The sequence below is a fragment of the Streptomyces sp. NPDC050703 genome (assembly GCF_040654435.1).
GTDB lineage: Bacteria > Actinomycetota > Actinomycetes > Streptomycetales > Streptomycetaceae > Streptomyces.
The window spans coordinates 46,977-70,821 of the sequence record NZ_JBFAHX010000014.1; the positions used below are offsets into that span (position 1 = coordinate 46,977).

The 23,845-nt window shown below is 73.5% G+C and carries 22 protein-coding genes and 1 pseudogene; 16 read left to right on the top strand and 7 right to left on the bottom strand.

Translation table 11 applies throughout. The annotated features are described in order from the left end of the window. The first annotated feature begins 5 nt into the window (after positions 1-5). On the top strand, positions 6-962 hold the full coding sequence (locus tag AB0I16_RS15625; RefSeq protein ID WP_363249912.1) for a DUF2510 domain-containing protein: 957 nt from the start codon (positions 6-8) through the stop codon (positions 960-962). A gap of 17 nt (positions 963-979) precedes the next feature. On the opposite strand, the gene AB0I16_RS15630 is transcribed toward AB0I16_RS15625, so the two are convergent. Further along, positions 980-2,182 carry an amino acid deaminase/aldolase gene (locus tag AB0I16_RS15630; protein ID WP_363249913.1) on the bottom strand — a complete coding sequence of 401 codons (1,203 nt, stop codon included), beginning with the start codon at positions 2,180-2,182 and terminating at the stop codon, positions 980-982. Between the two features lie 169 nt (positions 2,183-2,351). Here AB0I16_RS15630 and AB0I16_RS15635 point away from each other — a divergent pair, with 169 nt between their 5' ends. The 3 genes from AB0I16_RS15635 to AB0I16_RS15645 all read left to right on the top strand — a co-directional run bounded on the left by AB0I16_RS15635 (position 2,352) and on the right by AB0I16_RS15645 (position 5,829). Continuing rightward, positions 2,352-3,830 (top strand): hypothetical protein, encoded by a 1,479-nt coding sequence (locus tag AB0I16_RS15635; RefSeq protein ID WP_363249914.1) that lies wholly within the window; start codon positions 2,352-2,354, stop codon positions 3,828-3,830. Continuing rightward, complete coding sequence (gene mycP, locus AB0I16_RS15640) at positions 3,827-5,032, top strand: type VII secretion-associated serine protease mycosin (RefSeq protein WP_363249915.1); 1,206 nt, start codon at positions 3,827-3,829, stop codon at positions 5,030-5,032. Before AB0I16_RS15635 ends, mycP begins: the two co-directional genes overlap by 4 nt. Before the next feature lie 62 nt (positions 5,033-5,094). Then, entirely contained in the window at positions 5,095-5,829 is a 735-nt protein-coding gene (locus tag AB0I16_RS15645) for an SseB family protein (protein WP_363249916.1), read from the top strand. A 16-nt stretch (positions 5,830-5,845) separates the two neighbouring features. On the opposite strand, the gene AB0I16_RS15650 is transcribed toward AB0I16_RS15645, so the two are convergent. After that, entirely contained in the window at positions 5,846-6,223 is a 378-nt protein-coding gene (locus tag AB0I16_RS15650; protein ID WP_363249917.1) for a DUF1844 domain-containing protein, read from the bottom strand. A gap of 394 nt (positions 6,224-6,617) precedes the next feature. On the opposite strand from AB0I16_RS15650, the gene infC reads away from it, so the two are divergent. From infC to AB0I16_RS15700, 10 genes and pseudogenes are all read left to right on the top strand, one after another. Next, positions 6,618-7,280, top strand: a complete 663-nt coding sequence (gene infC, locus AB0I16_RS15655; RefSeq protein ID WP_363250023.1) for a translation initiation factor IF-3 — start codon at positions 6,618-6,620, stop codon at positions 7,278-7,280. Positions 7,281-7,387: 107 nt separating this feature from the next. After that, a complete protein-coding gene (rpmI, locus tag AB0I16_RS15660; RefSeq protein ID WP_007829094.1) occupies positions 7,388-7,582 on the top strand; it encodes a 50S ribosomal protein L35 in 195 nt (64 codons plus the stop codon). 96 nt (positions 7,583-7,678) lie between these two features. After that, complete coding sequence (gene rplT, locus AB0I16_RS15665; protein WP_363249918.1) at positions 7,679-8,062, top strand: 50S ribosomal protein L20; 384 nt, start codon at positions 7,679-7,681, stop codon at positions 8,060-8,062. A 194-nt stretch (positions 8,063-8,256) separates the two neighbouring features. Then, a pseudogene (locus AB0I16_RS15670) lies at positions 8,257-9,112 on the top strand (RNA methyltransferase). Between the two features lie 152 nt (positions 9,113-9,264). Beyond that, the gene (locus tag AB0I16_RS15675; RefSeq protein ID WP_363249919.1) at positions 9,265-10,407 is read left to right on the top strand and encodes an ATP-binding protein; all 1,143 of its coding nucleotides are present in this window, start codon (positions 9,265-9,267) and stop codon (positions 10,405-10,407) included. Between the two features lie 148 nt (positions 10,408-10,555). Then, complete coding sequence (gene pheS / locus AB0I16_RS15680; protein ID WP_363249920.1) at positions 10,556-11,713, top strand: phenylalanine--tRNA ligase subunit alpha; 1,158 nt, start codon at positions 10,556-10,558, stop codon at positions 11,711-11,713. Beyond that, positions 11,713-14,226, top strand: coding sequence for a phenylalanine--tRNA ligase subunit beta (gene pheT, locus AB0I16_RS15685; RefSeq protein WP_363249921.1), 2,514 nt, complete (start codon positions 11,713-11,715; stop codon positions 14,224-14,226). Before pheS ends, pheT begins: the two co-directional genes overlap by 1 nt. A 223-nt stretch (positions 14,227-14,449) precedes the next feature. Then, on the top strand, positions 14,450-15,610 hold the full coding sequence (locus AB0I16_RS15690; protein ID WP_363249922.1) for a PP2C family protein-serine/threonine phosphatase: 1,161 nt from the start codon (positions 14,450-14,452) through the stop codon (positions 15,608-15,610). A gap of 274 nt (positions 15,611-15,884) precedes the next feature. Beyond that, positions 15,885-17,234, top strand: a complete 1,350-nt coding sequence (locus AB0I16_RS15695; protein WP_363249923.1) for a transcriptional regulator — start codon at positions 15,885-15,887, stop codon at positions 17,232-17,234. A gap of 120 nt (positions 17,235-17,354) precedes the next feature. After that, on the top strand, positions 17,355-17,897 hold the full coding sequence (locus tag AB0I16_RS15700) for an NUDIX hydrolase (protein WP_363249924.1): 543 nt from the start codon (positions 17,355-17,357) through the stop codon (positions 17,895-17,897). A 7-nt stretch (positions 17,898-17,904) separates the two neighbouring features. On the opposite strand, the gene AB0I16_RS15705 is transcribed toward AB0I16_RS15700, so the two are convergent. Together AB0I16_RS15705 and AB0I16_RS15710 are read right to left on the bottom strand one after the other, a co-directional pair. Continuing rightward, positions 17,905-18,162, bottom strand: a complete 258-nt coding sequence (locus tag AB0I16_RS15705) for a hypothetical protein (protein WP_363249925.1) — start codon at positions 18,160-18,162, stop codon at positions 17,905-17,907. Between the two features lie 231 nt (positions 18,163-18,393). Beyond that, on the bottom strand, positions 18,394-19,254 hold the full coding sequence (locus AB0I16_RS15710; RefSeq protein WP_363249926.1) for a 3-hydroxybutyryl-CoA dehydrogenase: 861 nt from the start codon (positions 19,252-19,254) through the stop codon (positions 18,394-18,396). Positions 19,255-19,435: 181 nt separating this feature from the next. On the opposite strand from AB0I16_RS15710, the gene AB0I16_RS15715 reads away from it, so the two are divergent. Beyond that, complete coding sequence (locus tag AB0I16_RS15715) at positions 19,436-20,671, top strand: family 10 glycosylhydrolase (RefSeq protein WP_363249927.1); 1,236 nt, start codon at positions 19,436-19,438, stop codon at positions 20,669-20,671. 13 nt (positions 20,672-20,684) lie between these two features. On the opposite strand, the gene AB0I16_RS15720 is transcribed toward AB0I16_RS15715, so the two are convergent. Continuing rightward, on the bottom strand, positions 20,685-20,879 hold the full coding sequence (locus AB0I16_RS15720; RefSeq protein ID WP_363249928.1) for a DUF1918 domain-containing protein: 195 nt from the start codon (positions 20,877-20,879) through the stop codon (positions 20,685-20,687). Between the two features lie 96 nt (positions 20,880-20,975). Beyond that, complete coding sequence (locus AB0I16_RS15725) at positions 20,976-21,929, bottom strand: DMT family transporter (RefSeq protein WP_363249929.1); 954 nt, start codon at positions 21,927-21,929, stop codon at positions 20,976-20,978. On the opposite strand from AB0I16_RS15725, the gene AB0I16_RS15730 reads away from it, so the two are divergent. Further along, on the top strand, positions 21,928-23,397 hold the full coding sequence (locus AB0I16_RS15730; RefSeq protein ID WP_363249930.1) for a PLP-dependent aminotransferase family protein: 1,470 nt from the start codon (positions 21,928-21,930) through the stop codon (positions 23,395-23,397). The genes AB0I16_RS15725 and AB0I16_RS15730 overlap by 2 nt on opposite strands. On the opposite strand, the gene AB0I16_RS15735 is transcribed toward AB0I16_RS15730, so the two are convergent. Then, positions 23,369-23,827, bottom strand: a complete 459-nt coding sequence (locus AB0I16_RS15735) for a DUF6314 family protein (protein ID WP_363249931.1) — start codon at positions 23,825-23,827, stop codon at positions 23,369-23,371. The two genes, AB0I16_RS15730 and AB0I16_RS15735, sit on opposite strands and share 29 nt — an antisense overlap. Positions 23,828-23,845 lie beyond the last annotated feature (18 nt).

Consider the following 23,845-nt stretch of genomic DNA (forward strand, 5'->3'; position numbering starts at 1 on the left):
CCGGGATGAGCATGTCGCCGCCGCCCGGCTGGTACCCGGACCCGCACCAGAGCGCCGTCGAGCGCTGGTGGGACGGGACAGCGTGGACCGAGCACCGGCGCACCCCCGAAGCCCTCCGGGCGGCCCCGGCCGCGCAGGGCTTCGGCCCCGCGCCCGACCCCGCCGCGACGGCGGTGACGGCACCGGCGCCCTCCGGCGCCGGCCGCGCGAAGATCCTCGCGCCGGCCGTCGCCGGAGTCGTGCTCGTCGCGTCGATCGTCACGGGCGTCGTCGTCCTCGGCAAGGACGACGACGGCTCCGAGGCCGTGGCCGCGCCGAGCACGCACGCGGAGACGGGCCCCGCGCCGACCGCCACGGACGAGGAGTCGGAGTCCCCGACCGCCGACCCCGACCCGGACACCCAGGTCGACGACCTCAACGGCATCACGCTGCCCGTGCCCGAGGGCTGGGAGAAGGACGACGACACCGTCGGCGGCGGCGCGACGATCCGGACGCCCGACATCGTCGACTGCCCCGGCGACCCGGGCCTCTGCCGCCACGGCACGGTCACGTCGGGCACCGCCACCGGCACGGACGAGACCGACCCCAAGGCGCTCGCCCTCGGGGACATCAAGGACGCGGCGGAGGCCGCCTACGACAAGGACAAGCTCGACCGGCAGCCCTACGGCGGCATGACCGGCCACGAGCAGGTCGAGGCGGGCCAGGTCGCGGTCGCGGGCCGCGCGGGCTACTACGTGCGCTGGCGCGTCCACACGGCGAAGGGTCCGGGTGGCTACGTCCAGTCCCTCGCGTTCGCCTCCAGCGTCGGCTCCGAGTCGATGGTCATCGTCCGCTTCACCGTCGGCGCGGCGGACGGGGCCCCGCCCGTCTCCGACCTGGACGAGATCATGGCCGGCATCCGGTCCGTGGACGACAGCGCGTCGAGCGGTGGCGTGGGAAGCGGCGTCACGCCCACGCCGTAACGGCCCCTGACCGCCCGTCAGAGGAAGGTGTGTCCCTCGCCCCGGTAGGTGGGGACGCTCGCCGTGACGGTGTCCCCCTCCACCAGGCGCAGGGTGGCGAAGCGTTCGCACAGCTCCCCGGCCTTGGCGTGCCGGAACCACACCTTGTCGCCGATCCGCAGACCGTCCGCGGCCGGGCCGTGCAGCGGTGTCTGCACCTCGCCCGCACCCTCCTGCGGGTCGTACCGCAGCCCTTCGGGCAGGTACGGCACCGGCGAGCGGTCCGGGCCCGCGACCCCCGACGCGGGGTAGCCGCCGCCGAGCACCGTCACGACGCCCGGCCCCGGCCTGCGCACCACCGGCTGCGCGTAGAGCGCCGCCGGACGCCCGTGGAAGGACGTGTAGTTGTCGAAGAGGCGCGGTACGTAGAGACCCGACCCGGCGGCGATCTCCGTCACCGCCCGCTCGGCAGCGGTGTGCTGCACGCTGCCCGTGCCGCCGCCGTTCACGAACTCCAGGTCGCCGGCGGCCTCGCGGACCGCCGCGATGGTCCGCGCCCTGCGCTCCGCCAGCTCCTTGCGGGCCGCCGCCTGCATCAGCCTGATCGCCCGGGAGCGCGCGGGACGCCCCTCCACCGCGTCACCGACACCGGCCACATGACCCTCGTACGCCATGACGCCCACGAGCCGGAACCCGGGCCGCCCGGCGATGGCGCGGGCCAGGGCGGAGACCTGCCCCGGCGAGTGCAGCGGGGAACGCAGGGCCCCGACGCGGACGTGGCCGCCGAAGGCGCGCAGGGAGGTGTCCAGTTCGAGGCAGACCCGGATCTCCTCCTTCCCGCCGTCCCTCGCCTCGTCGATCAGCCGCAGCTGGGCCGGGTCGTCGACCATCACGCTGACGCTCGCGGCGAGCTTCGGGTCCGCGGCCAGCTCGGCGAAGCCGGACCGGTCCGCCGAGGGGTAGGCGAGCAGCACGTCGTCGAAGCCGGATCGGGCGAGCCACAGGGACTCGGCGAGCGTGAACGACATGACCCCGGCGAAACCGTCGCGGGCCAGGACCCGTTCGAGCAGGGCCCGGCAGCGGACGGACTTGCTCGCCACCCGGATCGGCTTGCCCCCGGCACGGCGCACCAGGTCGTCGGCGTTGGCGTCGAACGCCTCCAGATCGACGATCGCGACGGGGGCGTCGAGGTGCGCGGTGGCCCGGTCGTAGCGGGCCCGGTCTGCGGCGAGGGCAGTCATGGGCGAAGCCTGCCAGACGCGATTACCCGAGGGTAGGGGGAGGTTCCGGGCAGATCACCCGGGGGCGCGAACCGGTTCCCGCGCGGCCCGCGTCTGCCCGTAGAGTGACGCGCACGGAGCCTCGCCGGGCCGAGCGCTCCGGCACCGGAGCGCGAGGAGACGGGGGAGTATGAGCACGGAGGCGCGTCGCACCCCGATCCCCCCGGTCCCCGCCACGCCACCCCTCCCGACGCTCCCGCCGGACCCCCCGCCGCCCCCGTCGGCCCGCTTCCCCGACGTGCGCCCACCGGTGGACGACGACTGGCTCCTGAACGCCCCCCACCCCACGGCCCACCCCGAGCCCCCGCCCCCGTCTCCCCCGACCTGCTTCCCCGACGCAGGCCCGGCGGTCGCCGAAGCCGTTGCCCAGGCGGTCGGTGGTGCGGACGCCGCCGCCGGGCAGGCGACCGACGGCGAGGTCAGCTCAGCCACGGAGGCGCCCCCGGCATCGTCGGCGCGCTTTCCCGACGCCCGGCCGGCGGCTGCCGATGCCCCTCCGGCGATCCTCGACCGTGCGGACGACGTCGCCGAGCGCATAGAGGACCTCCTCGCTCCCTTCGAGCGTGCCCGTGCGCCCCGCGAGGCGGTGCCTCCGCCGCCTCCGGCGTCCGCGCGGCTGCCCGACGCGCCCCCGGGGGCGACGGCGGAGCCTTCCGCACCGCCCGCCGAGACCGAGGTGCCGGAAGCCGCCCCCGATGACGCGCCCCCGCGCGGCGACCGGTCCCGTGCCACGGCCGCCCGGCGCGCCGTCGGAGCCGTCGACCCGGCCCCGGGGCCGGGAGCGGGGCGGCCCTTCATCGTTTTCGCGCCGCCCGCCCTGTACGACGACACCACCACCCGGCTGCGCCGCGTCGGCGCCTGGGCGCGCCCCCGCGTGGCCGCCGCCGCGGCCTGCGCGGTCGTCGGGCTCGGCCTCATCGGCGGCGCGGTCACCGGCAGCTGGCTGACCGGCGAGTCCGCGGCCAGCGGCAGCGACCGCGGCGCCTACGAGGTCACCGGCGCGCTCTGGCACAGCGTCCCCGTGGACCGGCTCTTCCCGCCCACCCTCAAGGGCGGCGGCGCGGGCCCCGGCGGCGCCGACCGCTCCTGGACCCGCATCGCCGTCGCCCCCGACAGCGACTGCCGGGCCGCCTTCGACCCGCTGCTCGCCAAGGCCCTCGCCCCGGCGGGCTGCCTGCGGCTGCTGCGCGCCACGTACGCCGACGCCACACGCAGCCACGTCACCACGGTGGGCCTGATGTTCGCCAAGGCGGACGCCGACGCCATGCGGGCACTGCGCACCCGCGTCACGGAGGAGGGGCTCGACCGGCGCACCGACCTGATGCCCCGCGCCTACGCCGCCGACGGCACCCTCGCCGAGCACTTCGGCGACGCCCAGCGCGCGGCCTGGACGCTGTCCGTGCTGCCGGACGCGCCCGTCATCGCGTACGCCGTGTCCGGCTTCGCCGACGGCAGGGCCGTCACCGACCCCGAGCCCGCGGCCGAGGCGATGGAGGGCAACGACTCCGCACCCGCCCAGTCGGGCCTCGGCCACGAGGCCAAGGGCATCGCCGACCGCGTCGAGCGCGGCCTGCGCAAGACGATCGCGGACGCGGAGAAGGACGCATGAGGAGCACGAGGACCCCGCGGGGACGGCGGCGCGCCCTCGTCACCGCGCTCGCCGCCACGCTGGCGCTCGCCCCCGCCGCCACCGCCCGCGCCGACGACGGCATCCGCGTCCAGCAGTGGGGCCTCGGCGCGATGCGCACCAGCGAGGTCTGGCAGACCACCAAGGGCAGGGGCGTCACCGTCGCCGTCCTGGACACCGGCATAGACGACCAGCACCCCGACCTCGCGGGCAACGTCCTCGAAGGCAAGGACATGGTCGGCTTCGGCGCCTCCCGCGGCGACCGCCCCTGGGCCCGGCACGGCACCGCCATGGCGGGCATCATCGCGGCCCACGGGCACGGCGACGGCCGCGCCGACGGCGTGCTCGGCATCGCGCCGGAAGCGAAGATCCTGCCGGTCCGCGTGATCCTGGAGGACGGCGACCCCGCCCGCAAGCGGGCCCGCAACACCCGGGGCAACGCCCTCGCCGACGGCATCCGCTGGGCCGCCGACCACGGCGCCGACGTCATCAACCTCTCCCTCGGCGACGACTCCAGGTCCGCCCACCCGGAGCCGTCCGAGGACGCCGCCGTGCAGTACGCCCTCAAGAAGGGCATCGCCGTCGTCGCCTCCGCGGGCAACGCCGGCGAACGCGGCGACCACATCTCGTATCCGGCCGCCTACCCCGGCGTCATCGCCGCCACGGCCGTCGACGAGCAGGGCGCGCGCGCCTCCTTCTCCACCCGCCGCTGGTACGCCACCGTCGCCGCGCCGGGCGACGACATCGTCATCGCCGACCCCGACCGCAAGTACTACGAGGGCTGGGGCACCAGCGCCGCCGCCGCCTTCGTCTCCGGAGCGGTCGCCCTGATCCGCGCCGAGCACCCGGACCTCGCGCCCGCCCAGATCAAGCGGCTCCTTGAGGACACCGCCCGCGACGCCCCGCCCGGCGGCCGTGACGACTCGCGCGGCTTCGGCCTCATCGACCCCGCGGCGGCCCTCGCCCGCGCCGGAAAGCTCAGGCCGGACGAGCTGCGCGCCGCGGCGTACGGGGAGACGTACTTCGGCCGCGGCCCCGACGCCGACCGGGACCACGAGGACCCGGCGGCCTGGGTGGGCCCCGTCGCGGGCGCCCTCGGCGTCGCCCTGCTCGCGGCGGCGGTCCACCTGTGGCGCGGGCGGCGCCCCTCCGCGACGGGGCGCCGCCCGCAGCCGCCCCTGTGACGGAGGCGGAACCCGCCCCACCTGCCGCCGCGGCCCCCGCCCGGCCTCTGTAGGGTCGGACCGTGGCGAACAAGAACATTCCCGACCCCGGTTTCTCCGACGACGACGGGTCGGCCGACCCCGCGCTCGCCGCGGCGCTCGCCGCTTGGTCGAAGGACCGTACGGCCCACGCGCCCGTCCTGCGGGCCCTCGCGGGAGCGCGGCTCCTCGTCCCCGTCGTCGCCGTGCTCGGTGAGGTCGAGGAGGACGAGAACGGTCTGCGCCGCGAGAAGACCAGCGACATGGCGGTGCCCACCCTGAAGGCCGGCGACCGCAAGGCCCTGCCCGCCTTCACCTCCACCGAGGCCCTCGCCCTGTGGGATCCGGCCGCCCGCCCGGTAGCGGTGCCCCTGCACCAGGCGCTCCAGGCCGCCGCCCACGAGCAGGCCGACACCATCGTCCTCGACCTCGCGGGCCCCGTCCCCTACGAACTGGGCAGGACGGCGCTGCTCGCCCTCGCCGAGGGCCGCGCCGACACGGACCCGCTGGCCGACCCCGCCGTGCGTGAGGCCGTGCGCGCGGCCGTCGCCGCCGAGCCCGCGGTCGTCCGGGCCCACCTCGGCCCCGGATCGTCCGACGGCATCCTGGCGCTGGTCGTCGACGCCTCGGCCGAGCCGGCGGAGACCGCGGGGCGGGTGGCGCGGCTCATCGCCGCCGACGAAACACTGAGGGCCCGCCTGGTGCGCGGCCTCGACCTGGCACTCCTGCCGGCCGAGGCGACGCCACCGGGCGAGCCCCTCTACGTACGCACGGTCTGAGACCGCGGGGTCGGGCTCAGCCGAAGACCGGGCCCGTGTACTTCTCGCCGGGGCCCTGACCGGGCTCGTCCGCCACGATCGACGCCTCGCGGAAGGCGAGCTGCAGGGACTTCAGGCCGTCCCGCAGCGGCGCCGCGTGGAAGGAGCTGATCTCCGTGGCGCTCGCGTCCATCAGGCCGGCGAGGGAGTGGATCAGCTTGCGGGCCTCGTCGAGGTCCTTGTGGCCCTCGCCGCCCTCGGCGAGGCCGAGGTTCACGGCGGCGGCGCTCATCAGGTGGACCGCCACCGTGGTGATCACCTCGACCGCAGGGACGTCCGCGATGTCACGGGTCATGGTGTCGAAACTGGGGGAGTCACCCGTGGGGGACTCGGGGGTGGGGGTCGTGTCGCTCATGTCCCACACGATAAGCCGCGGCGGGGGCGGACCCGGCGCCGGGCGCCGGGGCCCCATGGGTTCGCCCCACCCCGGTGGAGCTGCTAACCTTGTGTAACGACCGGCCGGACACCCGTGTGCCAACGCGCGAGGAATCCGGCCCACAAGTGGAGGCTCCGATCTCCCACCTGACCGCTCCCCGGAGCGGTGGGTCACCGGTCAGGCGGCCGAAGTCCCCAGGGCTTCGGGTCGCCCGATGTGCGCCCCGCGATCACCGCGGAGGTGCTCCGGTAGTACATGGAGCCCCTTCAGTGATCGGTCGGGGCATTTTTTATGGCTCCGCGCGGTTGGTCGAGTCAACAGACGTAACGCGGCTGTCCGCCAGACGGTCGCGTGGTGCTACCGAGGAGGATCCATCAGCGCCGAGCCCCGCATCAACGACCGGATTCGCGTTCCCGAGGTGCGACTTGTCGGCCCCAGCGGCGAGCAGGTCGGAATTGTTCCGCTTGCCAAGGCCCTGGAGCTCGCGCAGGAGTACGACCTTGACCTGGTCGAGGTCGCGGCGACCGCCCGGCCGCCCGTGTGCAAGCTCATGGACTACGGGAAGTTCAAGTACGAGTCGGCCATGAAGGCCCGTGAGGCGCGCAAGAACCAGGCGCACACGGTCATCAAGGAGATGAAGCTCCGGCCGAAGATCGACCCGCACGACTATGACACCAAGAAGGGTCACGTCGTCCGGTTCCTCAAGCAGGGCGACAAGGTCAAGATCACGATCATGTTCCGTGGTCGCGAGCAGTCCCGCCCCGAGCTGGGCTTCCGACTGCTGCAGCGTCTCGCTTCGGACGTCGAGGACCTCGGGTTCATCGAGTCGAACCCGAAGCAGGACGGCCGAAACATGATCATGGTTCTCGGTCCGCACAAGAAGAAGACCGAGGCGATGGCCGAGGCCCGCGAGGCCCAGGCGGCCCGCAAGGCGGACGCGAAGGCCAATCCGGGCCGCTCGCAGAACTCCGCCGAGGGGGAGGAGTCCACCGAGGCTCCCGCCGAGGCCCCGGCCGAGGCCAACGCCGAGGCCTGATCACCCGGACGCGAGTCCAGGCGATCGCCAACTGACACATATGGCTCCCGGATGCCCGGTTTCGCGACCGGGCATCGGAGTGCCACTGACGAGGAGAGAACGGCGCTATGCCGAAGAACAAGTCGCACAGCGGTGCCAGCAAGCGCTTCAAGGTCACCGGCTCCGGCAAGGTGCTCCGTGAGCGCGCCGGCAAGCGCCACCTGCTCGAGCACAAGTCGTCCCGTCTGACGCGTCGCCTCACCGGCAACGCCGAGATGGCCCCGGGCGACGCCAAGAAGATCAAGAAGCTTCTCGGCAAGTGAGCCGGGGCGCGCACCGCGCGCCTGAGCTCTGACCGGGACCCAATCGATATCGGGCCGTGTGAGTCCAACCACGGCCCCGCTGCAAGGAGTCAACAAGTGGCACGCGTCAAGCGGGCAGTCAACGCCCACAAGAAGCGTCGGGCGATCCTCGAGCAGGCCAGCGGCTACCGCGGCCAGCGTTCGCGCCTGTACCGCAAGGCCAAGGAGCAGGTCACCCACTCCCTGGTCTACAACTACAACGACCGCAAGAAGCGCAAGGGCGACTTCCGTCAGCTGTGGATCCAGCGCATCAACGCCGCTGCCCGCGCCAACGGCATCACCTACAACCGCTTCATCCAGGGTCTGAAGGCCGCCAACATCGAGGTGGACCGCAAGATCCTCGCGGAGCTCGCCGTCAACGACCAGAACGCGTTCGCCGCGCTGGTCGAGGTCGCGCAGAAGGCCCTGCCCTCGGACGTCAACGCGCCCAAGGCCGCCTGACGCCGCGCTGAGCCGAGCGTGTTGTCGGACCCGTAAGCCGCCCGGCTTACGGGTCCGACTCTGTTCGGGCCCTCGTCCGCCCGCCTCTGCCGTCCGCCGTCCGCAGGTCCTGTGTGGGGCTGGTCGCGCAGTTCCCCGCGCCCCCGATGGGCTGCCCCTGCGGGGCGCCCATCCATGATTCCGAAGGTGAGTCCATGCCCGCCGCTCCTGAGCTGATCTCCCCCAAGTCACCCCGTGTGAGTGCCGCGCGGCGGCTGGCCAAGCGGAATTTCCGGGGGAAGGAGCGGCTGTTCCTCGCCGAGGGGCCGCAGGCCGTACGGGAGGCCGCGCGGCACGAGGAGACGCTCGTCGAGCTGTTCGCCACCGTCGAAGCCGCCGAGCGGTACGCCGGCATCGTGGGGGAGGCCCGCGCCGCGGGTGCCCGCGTGCACCTCGCCGACGAGGACGTCATCGCCGACATCTCCACCACCGTGACCCCGCAGGGGCTCGTCGGGGTCTGCCGGTTCATCGACACCCCGTTCGCGCGCGTCCTCGCGGCACGGCCGAAGCTCGTCGCCGTCCTCGCCCACGTACGCGACCCCGGCAACGCGGGGACCGTGCTGCGCTGCGCCGACGCGGCGGGCGCCGACGCGGTCATCCTCACGGACGCCTCGGTGGACCTCTACAACCCGAAGTGCGTACGGGCCTCCGTCGGCTCGCTGTTCCACCTCCCGGTGGCCGTGGGCGTACCCGTCGAGCAGGCCGTCCAGGGGCTCAAGGACGCGGGCGTGCGCATCCTCGCCGCCGACGGCGCGGGCGAGGACGACCTCGACACGGAACTCGACAGGGGCACCATGGGCACCCCCAGCGCCTGGGTCTTCGGCAACGAGGCCTGGGGCCTGCCGGAGGAGACCCGCGCGCTCGCCGACGCCGTGGTGCGCGTCCCGATCCACGGCAGGGCCGAGAGCCTCAACCTCGCCACGGCCGCCGCCGTGTGCCTCTACGCGTCCGCCCGCGCTCAGCGAGCCGTCCGTACTCGCTGAGGGGGTCCGCTCCGTCACATCGAGCTAGTAGTGTGACGGGCTCGGGGGCCGTCCCCGTCTCCGCGGTCGCTCCCTCCATGTTCCCGGTTCCGCTCGCATGTTCCCGGTTCCGCTCGAACAAGGGGGGCCGCTGAGCAGGGAGGCACCCGCACCGGAAGTGCGAGAGGCGGGGTACGGGGAATGAGCGTCGGCACGAGCAGAGCACCGGGAGCACCGGACGTCGTCCGTGCCCGCGCGGACCGCGGCGGTTCCGGTGACCTCGGCGGCCTCGGACTCGACCCCGACGAGCTGCCCGACGGACTCGTCGTGGCGGACGAGACGGGCCGGATCATCTGCTTCAACGCGGCGGCGGCGCGCATCACCGCCGTCCGTGCCGACGAGGCCATCGGCGCGCCCCTCGAACGCGCGCTCCCTCTGGAGGACCTCGAAGGCCGCCGCTGGTGGCAGCTGACCGATCCCTACGGTGGCCTCGCCATCCGCGTCGGCCAGCCCGAGCGCAATCTGCTGCTCCCCGGCGGCCGCGAGGTCCTGGTCTCCGCCCGCTATCTGCGCAACCACCGCAACGGACCCGTGCGCCGCGTCGTCGTCTCGCTGCGGGACACCGAGGCCCGCCGCCGCACCGAGCGCAGCCACGCCGAGCTGATCGCCACGGTCGCCCACGAGCTGCGCTCGCCCCTCACCTCCGTCAAGGGCTTCACGGCGACGCTGCTCGCCAAGTGGGAGCGGTTCACCGACGACCAGAAGAAGCTGATGCTGGAGACCGTCGACGCCGACGCCAACCGCGTCACCCGGCTGATCGCCGAGCTGCTCGACATCTCCCGCATCGACTCCGGGCGCCTTGAGCTGCGCCGCCAGCCCGTCGACATCGGCGCGGCGGTCGGGCGGCACATCCAGTCGCACGTCGCCTCGGGCCAGGACGCCGACCGCTTCCTGGTCCGGGTGCAGCAGCCGCTGCCGGACTGCTGGGCGGACCCCGACAAGATCGACCAGGTCCTCGGCAACCTGCTGGAAAACGCGGTGCGCCACGGCGAGGGAACCGTCACCATTGGGGTGGCGCCCTCCTCCTCGCCGCGCGAGCGGGGCGGCGCCGAGACCGCCGTGACCGTGAGCGACGAGGGTCCCGGCATTCCGGAGGAGTCGATGGGCCGCGTCTTCACCCGCTTCTGGCGGGGCAGCAAGCGCGGCGGTACGGGACTGGGGCTGTATATCGTGAAGGGCATCGTGGAGGCGCACGGCGGGACGATCACCGTCGGCCGCGCGCCCGGCGGCGGTGCCCAGTTCCGATTTACGCTGCCCGTGGGGGCCCCGGCGTATCTCCAGTAGGAAGCCGCGAGCGGCCCGCGGGCTCATTCGTCCACCGCACCCCCGGTAGACTCGGTCGTTGGCACTTTGCGTCCCCATGTCCGGGACAACTTGTCTCCGAGTTGTTGACGGGGACCCATCCGCCAGCCAATCGGAAGCACGGGAAGAGATGTCGGCACCGAACAAGTCGTACGACCCTGTTGAGGTCGAGGCACTGAAACCTGAAGAGATCGAGCGCATGCGGGACGAGGCGCTCGCCGCCTTCGCCGCCGCGGACACGCTCGACGCGCTCCAGGAGGCCAAGGTCGCGCACACCGGCGGCACCTCGCCGCTGGCCCTCGCCAACCGCGAGATCGGCGCGCTGCCGCCGCAGGCCAAGGCCGAGGCGGGCAAGCGCGTGGGCATGGCCCGCGGCGCCGTGAGCAAGGCGCTGGCCGCCCGCCAGGCCGAGCTTGAGGCCGAGCGGGACGCCCGGGTCCTGGTCGAGGAGGCGGTGGACGTCACCCTGCCCCACGACCGCACCCCGGCCGGTGCCCGCCACCCGCTGACCACGTTCATGGAGCGCGTCGCGGACGTCTTCGTCGCCATGGGCTACGAGGTCGCCGAGGGCCCCGAGGTCGAGGCGGAGTGGTTCAACTTCGACGCCCTGAACTTCACGCCCGACCACCCGGCCCGGCAGATGCAGGACACCTTCTTCGTCCAGGGTCCGAGCACCGAGGGCAAGGGCACCTCCCAGGCCCTCGGCTCCGGGGAGGAGTCGGGTGTCGTCCTGCGTACGCACACCTCGCCCGTGCAGGCCCGCGCGCTGCTCGAACGCCGCGAGCCGCCGGTCTACATCGTCTGCCCCGGCCGCGTGTACCGCACGGACGAGCTGGACGCGACGCACACCCCGGTCTTCCACCAGATCGAGCTGCTCGCCGTCGACGAGGGCCTGACCATGGCCGACCTGAAGGGCACCCTGGACCACATGGTCAAGGCGCTCTTCGGCCCGGACATGAAGACCCGGCTGCGGCCGAACTACTTCCCGTTCACCGAGCCGTCCGCCGAGATGGACATGGTGTGCTACGTCTGCCGCGGCGAGTCCGTGGGCAACCCCGACCGCCCCTGCCGCACCTGCGGCAGCGAGGGCTGGATCGAGCTCGGCGGCTGCGGCATGGTCAACCCCAAGGTGCTGACCGCCTGCGGCGTCGACCCCAAGAAGTACAGCGGATTCGCCTTCGGGTTCGGCATCGAGCGGATGCTGATGTTCCGCCACAACGTCGAGGACATGCGAGACATGGTCGAGGGTGACGTCCGTTTCACCCGGCCGTTCGGGATGGAGATCTGATGCGGGTCCCGCTTTCCTGGCTGCGGGAGTACGTCGACCTCCCCGCCACCGAGACCGGCCGTGATGTGCAGGCCAAGCTGATCGAGGTCGGCCTGGAGGTCGAGACCGTCGAGCAGCTCGGCGCCGGCCTGAAGGGCCCGCTCGTCGTGGGCAAGGTCCTCACCATCGAGGAGCTGGAGGGCTTCAAGAAGCCCATCCGCTTCTGCACCGTCGACGTCGGCTCCGCCAACGGCACGGGTGAGCCGCAGGAGATCGTCTGCGGCGCCCGGAACTTCCAGGTCGGCGACAAGGTCGTCGTCGTCCTGCCCGGCGCCGTCCTGCCCGGCGACTTCGCCATCGCCGCCCGCAAGACGTACGGCAAGACCTCGCACGGCATGATCTGCTCCGGCGACGAGCTCGGCATGGGCGACGACGGCAGCGGAGGCATCATCGTCCTGCCGCCCGAGCACGAGGCCGGCACCGACGCCATCGAGCTGCTCGAACTGGTCGACGAGGTCCTGGACATCGCCGTCACCCCCGACCGGGGCTACGCGCTGTCGATGCGCGGCGTCGCCCGCGAGACCGCCATCGCCTACGGCCTGCCGCTGCGCGACCCGGCGCTCCTCGACGTCCCCGCGCCGAACTCCTTCGGCTACCCGGTCAAGATCGACGACCCGATCGGCTGCGACCGCTTCACCGCGCGCACGGTCACGGGCCTGCGGCCCGAGGCCCGCTCGCCGATCTGGCTGCGGCGCCGCCTGCAGAAGGTCGGCATGCGCCCGATCTCCCTCGCCGTGGACGTCACCAACTACGTGATGATGGAGCTCGGCCAGCCCCTGCACGCCTACGACCGCTCCCGCGTCCAGGGGACGATCGGCGTGCGCAGGGCCGAGCAGGGCGAGAAGTTCACGACGCTCGACGGCGCCAAGCGCGTCCTCGACGCCGAGGACCTGGTGATCACCGACGACCGCGGCCCGATCGGCCTCGCGGGCGTCATGGGCGGCGCCAACACCGAGATCGCCGACGACGACGAGGCGGCGGCCGGCACCACCGACGTCGTCATCGAGGCCGCGCACTTCGACTCGCTCTCCATCGCCCGCACCGCGCGCCGCCACAAGCTGGGCTCCGAGGCCGCCAAGCGCTTCGAGCGCGGCGTCGACCCGCAGGCCGCGTCGGCCGCCGCGCAGCGCACCGTCGACCTGCTCGTGCTGCTCGCGGGCGGCACCGCGGAGGCGGGCGTCACCGAGGTCATCGCGCCGACCGCGCCGCGCACGATCACCATGCCCGCCGACCACCCCGACCGGGTCGCCGGCGTGGCCTACGGCCGCGAGACCGTCGTACGCCGTCTCCAGCAGGTCGGCTGCGACGTGTACGGGCAGGACGACCTGACCGTCACCGTGCCGTCCTGGCGCCCCGACCTCGCCGAGCCGAACGACCTCGCCGAAGAGGTCATCCGCCTGGAGGGGTACGAGAACCTGCCCTCCACGCTGCCCAAGCCCCCCGCGGGCCGTGGCCTCACCGAGCGGCAGCGGCTGCACCGCAGGGTCGGCCGCGCGCTGGCCGGCGCCGGTTTCGTGGAGGCGCTGAGCTACCCCTTCATCGGCGAGGGCGTCTTCGACCAGCTCGGCCTGGCCGCGGACGACCCCGCGCGCCGCGTCGTGAAGCTGGTCAACCCGCTCTCCGACGAGGAGCCCGCGCTCCGCACGACGCTGCTGCCCGGGCTGCTCGCCGCGCTCCGCCGCAACGACGGCCGCGGCAGCCACGACCTGGCGCTCTTCGAGACCGGGCTGGTCTTCCTGCCCCGGCGGGAGCTGAAGGTCGCGGTGCGCCTGCCCGTCGACCGGCGGCCCACCGACGAGGAGATCGCCTCCCTCACCGAGGCGCTGCCCGTCCAGCCCCGGCACGCCGCCGTCGTCCTCGCGGGCGCCCGCGAGCAGGCCGGCTGGTGGGGCAAGGGCCGCCCCGCGGACTGGGCGGACGCCGTCGAGGCGGCGCGCACCGTCGCCCGCGAGGCCGGCGTCGAGCTCATCGTGGAGCAGGGGCAGTACGGCCCCTGGCACCCGGGCCGCTGCGCCGAGCTGAAGGTCGTCGTCGACGGTGCGACGGTCACCGTCGGCCACGCCGGTGAGCTGCACCCGCGCGTCGTCAAGGCGCTCGGCCTGCCCGCGCGGACCTGTGCGATGGAGCTGGACCTCGACCGCGTGGAGGAGGCCGGCGACGGTGCGCTCCGGGCGCCGCGGATCTCCACCTACCCGGTGGCGACCCAGGACGTCGCGCTGGTCGTCGACAAGGAGGTGCCGGCCGCCGCGGTCGAGCGCTGCCTCACCGACGGCGCGGGCGGCCTCCTTGAGTCCATCCGGCTGTTCGACGTCTTCGAGGGCGAGCAGATCGGCGCGGGCAAGAAGTCGCTGGCGTACGCGCTGCGCTTCCGCGCGGCCGACCGCACGCTGACCGTCGACGAGGCGTCGGCGGCCCGTGACGCGGCCGTCGCCCTGGCGGCCGAGCGCACGGGCGCGGTGCTGCGCGGGGCGTAGTCACCACGCGGGGAGTAGTCACCGCACGGAGCGTAGTGAACCCGCCGAGCGGGACACCGCCCAGAAGGGGCGAAGAGGGGCTTATCCGACTACGGATAAGCCCCTCACTCATTCGAGTGACTACAGAACGCACTATGGCCCGATAGGCCCATCCGATGGTCAGAATCGATCCGGCCGCGGGGGCCTACCTGCGCGCCGTACACGGTCCTGAGGGGGCATCGGCATGATGCGGATCAAGGCTGGATCTCCCTGCCGGGCACTGCTCCGGGCCAGGGCGAGGGGCGCGCGTCTCGTCATCCGCCGCAGGGCACGCCGCGAGGGCGGGACCGCCGCGGCCCGTCCGCTCCCCGAGGACCGGAGGCCGCGCTGGTCGCGCGGCCTCGGTCTGCCGACCGGCTGGGGCGCCCTCGCCGTCACGTACAAACTGACCTGCCCGCTCGCCCAGCAGGACGGCATCGAGGCGCGGCTCGTCAGCAGCGCCGTCTTCCTCGCCGTCGGGACCGGGCTCGTCGTGCACGTCCGCCGGGCGCTGCTGCGGGAGCTGCGGCAGCTGCGCGAGGTGGCGGGCGCAGCGCAGAACGTCCTGCTGAGGCCGCTGCCGGCCCGCGTCGACGGGCTCGCCCTCGCCGCGGTCCGGCTCTCCGCGTCACGCGGCGCCACGGTCGGCGGTGACCTGTACGAGGTGGCCGCCACCGACCACGGTGTCCGCGTCGTCATGGGGGACGTCCGCGGCCACGGCCTGGCCGCCGTCGGGACCGCCGCCGCCGTCCTCGGCAGCTTCCGCGAGGCCGCCCACGACGAACCCGAACTGCCGCGGGTGATGCGGCGCCTGGAGCGGACCCTCGGGCGCCACCTCAGGGAGAAGGCGCGCGCCGAGCACCCCGCGAGCGGTGGCCGCGTGCCGGAGGTCCCGCCGGCCGAGGAGTTCGTCACCGTACTGCTCCTGGAGATCGGCAAGGACGGCGAGATCTCCGCGCTCAACTGCGGGCACCCCTGGCCGCATCTGCTCAGCGGCCACGCGAGGCCCCTCACCGACGCCGAGCCGCTCCCGCCGCTCGGCCCCTTCCCGCTCCCCGCCGAGCTGCCCGTGCTCTCCAGCGGCCGGCTGCTGCCCGGGGAGACGCTCGTCCTGCACACCGACGGCATGGAGGACGCGCGGGACGCGGCCGGGGCCTTCTTCCCGCTGCGGGCGAAGCTCACCGAGGCCGCCCGCGGCAGGCCGCTCTCACCGCAGGGTCTCGTCCACGAGGTCTATGCCCAACTGCTGCGGCACACCGGCCGGTTGCCGTACGACGACGTGACGCTGCTCGCCCTGCGCAACGACCGCAAACGGGTGCCCGTGCAGCATCCGGAGCCCGGACGGCACGCGGGCACCCTGCGGTGACGCGTCGGGTCCGGGGCGACGGCGCGCGCCGCCCGCCCCGCCATGGAGTTGTCGGGCAGACGGCGGGACGGACGGCACCGATGGGGGCCGCCGCACTGTACGAGGGGGGAGCCGGCGGCCCGGCCGGCCTCCTCAACTGACGAGGCACCTCAGTCAAGCGAGCCCACACGGCATGCGGCAGAGCGCACACCCCCCGGACGCGGGCACTCCGTTCACACCCCGTGTGAAGGCACCTCGACTAGGCTGAACAGGACCGAGTCATCGGAGGGCATTCATGCAGCCCAACACCTTGCTCGACGCGATCCTCGACGAAGCCGGCATCTCCCACGCGGGGCTCGCCGCGCATGTGAACCAGGCCGGCAAGTCCCGCGGGCTCGCGCTGCGTTACGAGCACACGGCCGTGTCCCGCTGGCTGAAGGGGCAGCGCCCGCGGGGCCAGGTCCCCGACCTGATCTGCGAGGTGCTCGCCGCCCGGCTGCAGCGGCCCGTCACCCTCGACGACATCGGCCTCGGCCTGCCCGGCGCCCCCTCGGCCCGCGTCGGCTCGGCGGCCACGACGCTCTCCGGCTTCGTGGAGCGGGCCACCGCGCTGTGGCGCTCGGACGAACAGCAGCGCCCGCACCTGCTCGGCGCCCCCGCGGTCACCGGCACGCCCGCGGTGATGCCGGTCTGGGAGTGGGAGAACCCGCCGGAGGACGTCGATGTCTCCCGCGGCGGACGGCACCCCGTGAGCACGGCGGACATCGAGATGATGCGGGCCGCCCGCGCGCACTACGAGCAGATGTACCGGAAGACCGGCGGCGTCGCGACCCGCACCCGCATCGTCGGCTTCCTCAACGCCGAGGCGGCGCCCCTGCTGCGCGGCAGCTACACGGACGAGATGGGCCGCCAGCTGCACCGCTCCACGGGCGGGCTGGTCGCGATAGCCGGGATCTGCGCCTACGACTCCGACGCGCACGGCCTCGCCCAGCGCTACTTCCACCAGGCCCTGCGGCTCGCGAAGGCCAGCGGCGACATGGGGCTCGGCGCGTATGTGATCGCGCTGCTCGTCAACCAGTCGCTGTTCATGCGGGAGTACCGCCAGGCGGTGGCGTTCGCCGAGGCGGCGCTGCGGGCCGCGGGCCGCGACCTCACTCCGGCGCTCGCATCGGATCTGTACGCCATGCAGGCCAAGGCGTACGCGCACCTGGGCGACGGCAGGAGCGCCCTGTCGTGCATCAGGCGTGCCGAGGCCGCGGCCGACCGCATCCTGCGCGGCCGGGAGCCGGACGAGACGGGGTATGTGCAGCCCGGCCTCGTCAACGTGCAGGTGGCGGAGGCGCTGCTCAGCCTCGGGGATCTGACGAGTGCCAGGGAGCACGCGGCGGCGGCCGTGGACACGCCTGCGCACGACCGGGGCCGGGTCCACCGCCTCGCGATGCTCAGTCAGATCGAGCTGCGCCAGGGAAACACCGACCGGGCGGTGGCCACGGCCGTCGAAATGGCGGAACAGGCGCGGGGCATGGAGTCGCAGCGGCTGCGCGACCGGCTGCGCGCGGTCCGCGAGCACCTGGTGCGCAGCGACTGCGCGGGCACCGCCGAGGCGGCCGAACTCATCGCCGGGGCGCTGCGCGTCCCCCTGTGACGCGCCGGTGCCGGCCGGCCTCCGGGCGTGCCATGCGCACCGCTCCGCGCCTCACACACTCTGCTCCGACCTTCCGCCTGCTGCGATATTGCCAGCAACTCGGCGGAAGGTGGCAGAACCGTGCAATGGACGAAACAGAACGAACAAACTGTGTATGGAAACAGGTGGTTCACGGTCAATCTCGCAGATGTCGAACTGCCCGACGGCCGGCATCTGGACCACTTCCTCATCCGGCTGCGGCCCGTCGCCGTGGCCACCGTCGTCAACGAGGCCAACGAGGTCCTGCTCCTGTGGCGGCACCGCTTCATCACCGACAGCTGGGGATGGGAACTCGCGGCGGGCGTCGTCGAGGACGGCGAGGACATCGCGTACGCGGCGGCACGCGAGATGGAGGAGGAGACCGGCTGGCGGCCGGGCCCGCTGCGGCACCTGATGAGCGTCGAGCCCTCCAACGGGCTCACCGACGCCCGGCACCACATCTACTGGTCCGACGAAGGGACGTACATGGGCCATCCGCAGGACGACTTCGAGTCGGACCGCCGTGAGTGGGTCCCGCTCAAGCTCGTCCCCGACATGGTGGCCCGTGGGGAGGTCCCGGCCGCCAACATGGCCGCGGCGCTGCTCCTCCTGCACCATCTGCGCCTCGGCCAGGACGCGCGCTAGCCGGACCCTAGCGGCCGATGGCCTGCCAGACCGCCACGGCCAGTGCCGCGACCGACGCGAGAGCGACGATCGTGGGCAGCGGCCAGCGCGTGTGTTCCAAGGCGGCGACCCGGGCCTCCAGGGCCTGCACCGTCTTGGCGTTCTGGTCGTCGTGCTGGGTGAGCAACGCCAGCCGTCCGTCGACGCGGGCGAGACCCACGTCCAGGCTACGGCGCAACTCGGCGAATTCCTCCGGGACCACGGCACTCTCGCCGTCGGTGGTCACGAGTGCACTCCTCTCTGTAATGGCGCGTCCCCCCTTCATCCGCACAGAAAGTGAACTCTCCTGGTGGACAGGGCGGGAGAGTGTGCGATGGGCATATGCGAGCCCGCTGCGCACACGGTGTGTGAACGCCGCGGGCCCGGCACTCGAAGGAGTGCCGGGCCCGTCGGGTACCGAGAGTGTTCGTACGGGGAGTGAATCGCTCCGGATGCCCCGCCGCGCGGGCCGGACATGTCAGACGTAGGTGTAGAACCCCGACCCCGTCTTGCGGCCGAGGCGGCCCGCGTCGACCATCCGCTGGAGCAGCGGGGGAGCGGCGTACAGCGGTTCCTTGTACTCCGCGTACATCGAATCGGCGACCGAGGCGACCGTGTCGAGGCCGATCAGGTCGGAGAGCTTGAGCGGGCCCATCGGGTGGGCGCAGCCCATCTCCATGCCGTTGTCGATGTCCTCGCGGCTGGCGATGCCCGATTCGAACATCCGGATGGCGGAGAGCAGGTACGGGATGAGCAGCGCGTTGACCACGAAGCCCGAGCGGTCCTGGGCGCGGATCGCGTGCTTGCCGAGCACCTTCTCGACCATGACCTGGGCCCGGCTGATGGTGCCCTCGGACGTGGTGAGCGCGGGGATCAGCTCGACGAGCTGCTGCACCGGCGCCGGGTTGAAGAAGTGGATGCCGATGACCTGGTCGGGGCGCGAGGTCGCGACGGCCAGCTTCACCAGCGGGATGGAGGAGGTGTTGGAGGCGAGGATCGCGTCCTGCCGGGTCACCACCTGGTCGAGCACCTGGAAGATCTCGGTCTTGACCTGCTCGTTCTCCACGACGGCCTCGATGACCAGGTCACGGTCGGAGAACTCGCCGAGGTCGGTGGTGAAGCTCAGGCGGGCCAGTGTCGCGTCGCGCTCCTCCTCGGAGATCTTGCCGCGCTCGGCCGCCTTGGAGAGCGAGTTGTACAGCCGCGTACGGCCGATCTCCAGGGCCTCGCCCGTGGTCTCCGCGACCTTCACGTCAAGACCGGAGCGGGCGCAGACCTCCGCGATCCCGGCGCCCATCTGGCCACAGCCCACCACTCCGACGCGTGCGATATCGGTCATGGAGTCGGTCACCTCGTGCCTTTCGCTGATTACGGGGCCGGCAGGAACCCCCCGTTCGGACGCGGTGCCTGCCTCGGCCGTGAACGTTACTCCGCAACACGGGGTCCATGGCGTGCCGGGTCCGGCATGCTGAGCGCAACCGGCGACGGAGCCGGACGGATGCGAGCTCAGGGGCGTAACGATGAGGCATATGTCACGTCGGGGATTCTCGGTGCTGGCCGCGGCCACGGTCGCGGGCCTGACGTCGGCGGGGGGCGTCGCGGCGGCTCCCGGCCGGCGTCCGCGCAAGGGCCGCGAGCTGCGCGGCATGTGGCTGGCGACGGTGGTCAACCGCGACTGGCCGTCGAAGCCGGGGCTCACCGCGCAGGCGCAGCGGAGCGAGCTGCTCGCCTTCCTCGACTCCGCGGCGGACCGCAGACTCAACGCGGTGGTCTTCCAGGTGCGGCCCACCGCCGACGCGCTGTGGCCCTCGCCGCACGAGCCGTGGACGGAGTACCTCACCGGGGTCCAGGGCAAGGACCCGGGCTGGGACCCGCTGGGCACCGCGGTGAAGGAGGCGCACAAGAGGGGCCTGGAGCTGCACGCGTGGTTCAACCCCTTCCGCATCGCGAACCACACCGACCCCTCGCGCCTGGTGGCCACCCACCCGGCGCGCGTCCACCCCGACTGGGTCGTGCCGTACGGCGGGAAGCTCTACTACAACCCGGGCCTGCCCGAGGTGCGGCGCTTCGTGCAGGACGCGATGCTCGACGCGGTGCGGCGCTACGCGGTCGACGCCGTGCACTGGGACGACTACTTCTACCCGTACCCGGTGGCGGGTCAGGTCTTCGACGACGACGACGCCTTCGCGCGGTACGGCGAGGGCTTCCCCGACCGTGCCTCCTGGCGGCGCGACAACATCGACAAGCTGGTGCGCGAGATGTCCGTCCGTGTGAAGAAGGCGCGGCCCGGCACCCAGTTCGGGGTCAGCCCCTTCGCGGTCTGGCGCAACATCGCCACCGACCCGACCGGTTCGGACACCAGGGCCGGGGTGCAGACCTACGACGACCTGTACGCGGACACCCGCGGCTGGGTGAAGAAGGGCTGGCTGGACTACATCGTCCCGCAGGTCTACTGGAACATCGGCTTCGCCGCGGCGGACTACGCCAAGCTGGTCCCGTGGTGGGACGAGGTGGTGCGCGGCACGGGCGTGAACCTGTACATCGGCGAGGCCCTGTACAAGGCCGGTGACCCGGCGCAGCCCGCGCCCTGGCAGGACCCGGCGGAGCTGTCCCGGCACCTCACGTTCGCCGAGCGGTACCGCGAGGTGCGCGGGCACATCTACTTCTCCGCCAAGGAGGTCGGCACCGACAGGAACGGCGCGATGGCGCGGGTCGTCGCCGACCACTACCAGAAGCCGGCGAAGCCGCCGCGCTGACGGATTCGCCGAGCTAGGTCGCCGGGTCCTCGTGCCGTACGACGGTGTCGGGGCCCGGCGACATCAGCGTCTCGTGGCCGTCCTCGAACCGGATGCGGTAGGGCGGGCCGCCGTCCGCGCCGAGCACCTCGACGACCTCCGCGGTCCGGTCGTGCTGTCCGACGATCCTGCCGTGCAGGACCAGCCTGTCCCCTACGGTTGCACGCATCTGGAGTACTCCCTCGTCCCGCTCTGCGGTCGCGATCCGTGGCCTCCAGTCTATGCCGGGGAGCGGGAGTCGGCGCCCGGCGGGACGCCGTCCGCGTCAACCTCTGGCCCGCTGGGTGACGGCGATGCAGACCAGCACGGCGGCCGCCGTGACGGGGGCGGCGACGGGCAGGTGCTCGCCGAGCAGGAACACCGACCAGACCAGGGTGAGCAGCGGCTGGGCGAGCTGGAGCTGGCTGGCCTTGGGGACGCCGATGGCCGCCATGCCGCGGTACCAGACGACCAGGCCGAGGAACTGCGAGCCGATCGCGGCGTAGAGCAGGCCCGCCGTGCTGTGCCCGGTGAGCCGGAACGACTCGTGCTGGAGGGCGACGAACGCCCCCACGGCGTTGAGCGGCAGGCAGAGCATCAGGCCCCAGCCGATGACCTGCCAGCCCGGCATCTCGCGGGCGAGCCTGCCGCCCTCGGTGTAGCCGGCCGCGCAGATCAGGAGCGCGCCGAAGAGGTAGAGGTCCGCGCCGGTCAGGGCGCCGCCGCTCTGCTGCACGGTGAAGGCGATGACCGCGGCGGCCCCGGCGAGCGCCGCCGCCCAGAACGTCCGCGAGGGGCGCGCCCCGGTGCGCAGCGCCGAGAGGACGGCGGTCGTCAGGGGGAGCAGCCCCACGACGACGGCGGCGTGGGCCGTGGTGGAGGTCCGCAGGGCGAGCGTGGTGAGCAGCGGGAACCCGACGACGACTCCGGCGCCGACCACCGCGAGGCCCGGCCAGTGGCGGCGGTGCGGGACCGGGACGCGCAGCGCCAGCAGGCAGCCGCCCGCGATGAGCGCGCTCAGCGCGCCCCGCAGGGTCACGAGGCTCCAGGGGCCGATGCCTTCGAGGCCCCAGGCGGTGGCGGGGAAGGTGAGCGAGAAGGCGACGACGCCGAGGGCGGCCATGAGCGTGCCGGTCCTTCGGTGGCCGGTCGCTCGGGTGGCCGCCGGGCGGTCGACGGGCCCGGTCGCTCCGGTGACCGCTATCCGCTCCGGGAGGGTAGCGCTATCCTGTGCTGTCATGCATGACGGTAGCAGCGTTGACGAACTGGCGAAACAGCTGCAGAAGGAGCTGGACCGCTACTCTCCCGGTGAGAAGCTGCCGTCGAGCCGAGCGCTCGTCGAGCGGTTCAGGGTGAGCCCCGTGACCGTTTCGCGGGCCCTGGGCCGGCTCGCCGCCGAGGGTCTGGTCGTCACCCGCCCCGGCGCCGGGGTCTTCCGCGCCGAACCGCGGGCTTCCGCCGCGCCCGCGGGTGACACCTCGTGGCAGGAGGTGTCCCTGAGCGCCGACGCCACGGCGGAGCTGGTGCCGCGCGCCGTCGACGCCTCCGGGGTGCTCGCCACGCTCGCCGCGCCCGCGCCCGGCGTCATCGAGTTCAACGGCGGCTACCTCGACCCCGCGCTCCAGCCCGAGCGCGCGATGGCGGCGGCGCTCGCGCGGGCCGGACGGCGGCCGGGGGCGTGGGGCAGGCCCCCGATCGACGGGCTCCCCGAACTGCGGGAGTGGTTCGCGCGCGGCATCGGCGGGGCGATCACGGCCGCGGAGGTGCTGATCACGGCGGGCGGCCAGAGCGCGCTGACCACCGCGCTGCGGGCGCTCGCGCCGCCGGGGGCGCCGGTGCTCGTGGAGTCGCCCACGTATCCGGGGATGCTCGCCATCGCCCGCGCGGCCGGGCTGCGGCCCGTTCCGGTGCCCGTCGACACGGACGGGGTGCGCCCGCACCTCCTTGAGGCGGCCTTCCGGGCCACCGGAGCGAAGGTCTTCGTCTGCCAGCCGCTCTTCCAGAACCCCACGGGGGCCGTGCTCTCCGCCGAGCGGCGCCCCGAGGTCCTGCGGATCGCCCGCGCCGCGGGGGCGTTCGTCATCGAGGACGACTTCGTGCGCCGCCTGGTCCACGAGGACGCGGGCCCGCTGCCGCACCCGCTCTCCTCCGACGACCACGACGGCGTCGTCGTCCACGTCTGCTCCCTCACCAAGGCCACGTCGCCGAGCTTCCGGGTGAGCGCGCTCGCGGCCCGCGGCCCGGTCCTCGAACGGCTCCGCGCCATCCAGGTCGTCGACCACTTCTTCGTGCCGAGGCCGCTCCAGGAGGCGGCACTCGAACTGGTCGGCTCCCCGGCCTGGCCGCGCCATCTGCGCACCGTGTCGGGGGAGTTGCGGGCCCGCAGGGACGCCATGGCCGCGGCCCTGCGGCTGCGCGTCCCCGACCTCGCGGTGCCGCACGTCCCGGCGGGCGGCTACCACCTCTGGGTACGGCTGCCCGACGGCACCGACGAGACGGCCCTCGCCTCGGCGTCCCTGCGCGCGGGCGTGGCCGTGGCCCCCGGCCGCCCCTACTTCGCGGCGGAGCCCCCGGCGGCCCACGTCCGCCTCAGCTTCGCCGCGGTCGCGAGCGTCGCCGAGATCCACGAAGGGGTACGGAGACTGTGTACGGCCTGCGAAGAGGTGAGCGGCCGGCCGCCTAGCCGCGTACGCGTACGTAGTCCGTGACGAGCAGGAGGTCCTTGGCCGGGCCGCCCACCCGCCAGCGCGAACGCCAGCGGTCCCCGTCGTACACCTCGAACTCGCCGCGGTAGAGGTCCCGCGCGCACGGATGGTCCGCGGTGTGCCGGCCCTCGCGGAGGTCCAGGCCGTGGAAGAAGCGCCCGTCGGCGAACTCCACGCGGACGGTGCCCGGTTCGTCACCGGCCAGGAACCGCAGGGTCCGCTCGGCGGGACGCGCGACGCCGCGCCAGGTGAACGTCCCCGACTCCCGGTGCAGGAGCCCGCCGTCACCGGCGCCGGGCAGCGCGGAGAACACCGTCGTACCGGCGAAACGGCCCTCGGACCCGTCCCCGAGATCGACGACGTCACGGGTGACGAGCCACTCGCCCGCGAGGTGCGCGAGGGCGTCGGGGACGGGGTGGAAGGCGGGCGGCATGCCCGCAGAGTACGCGCC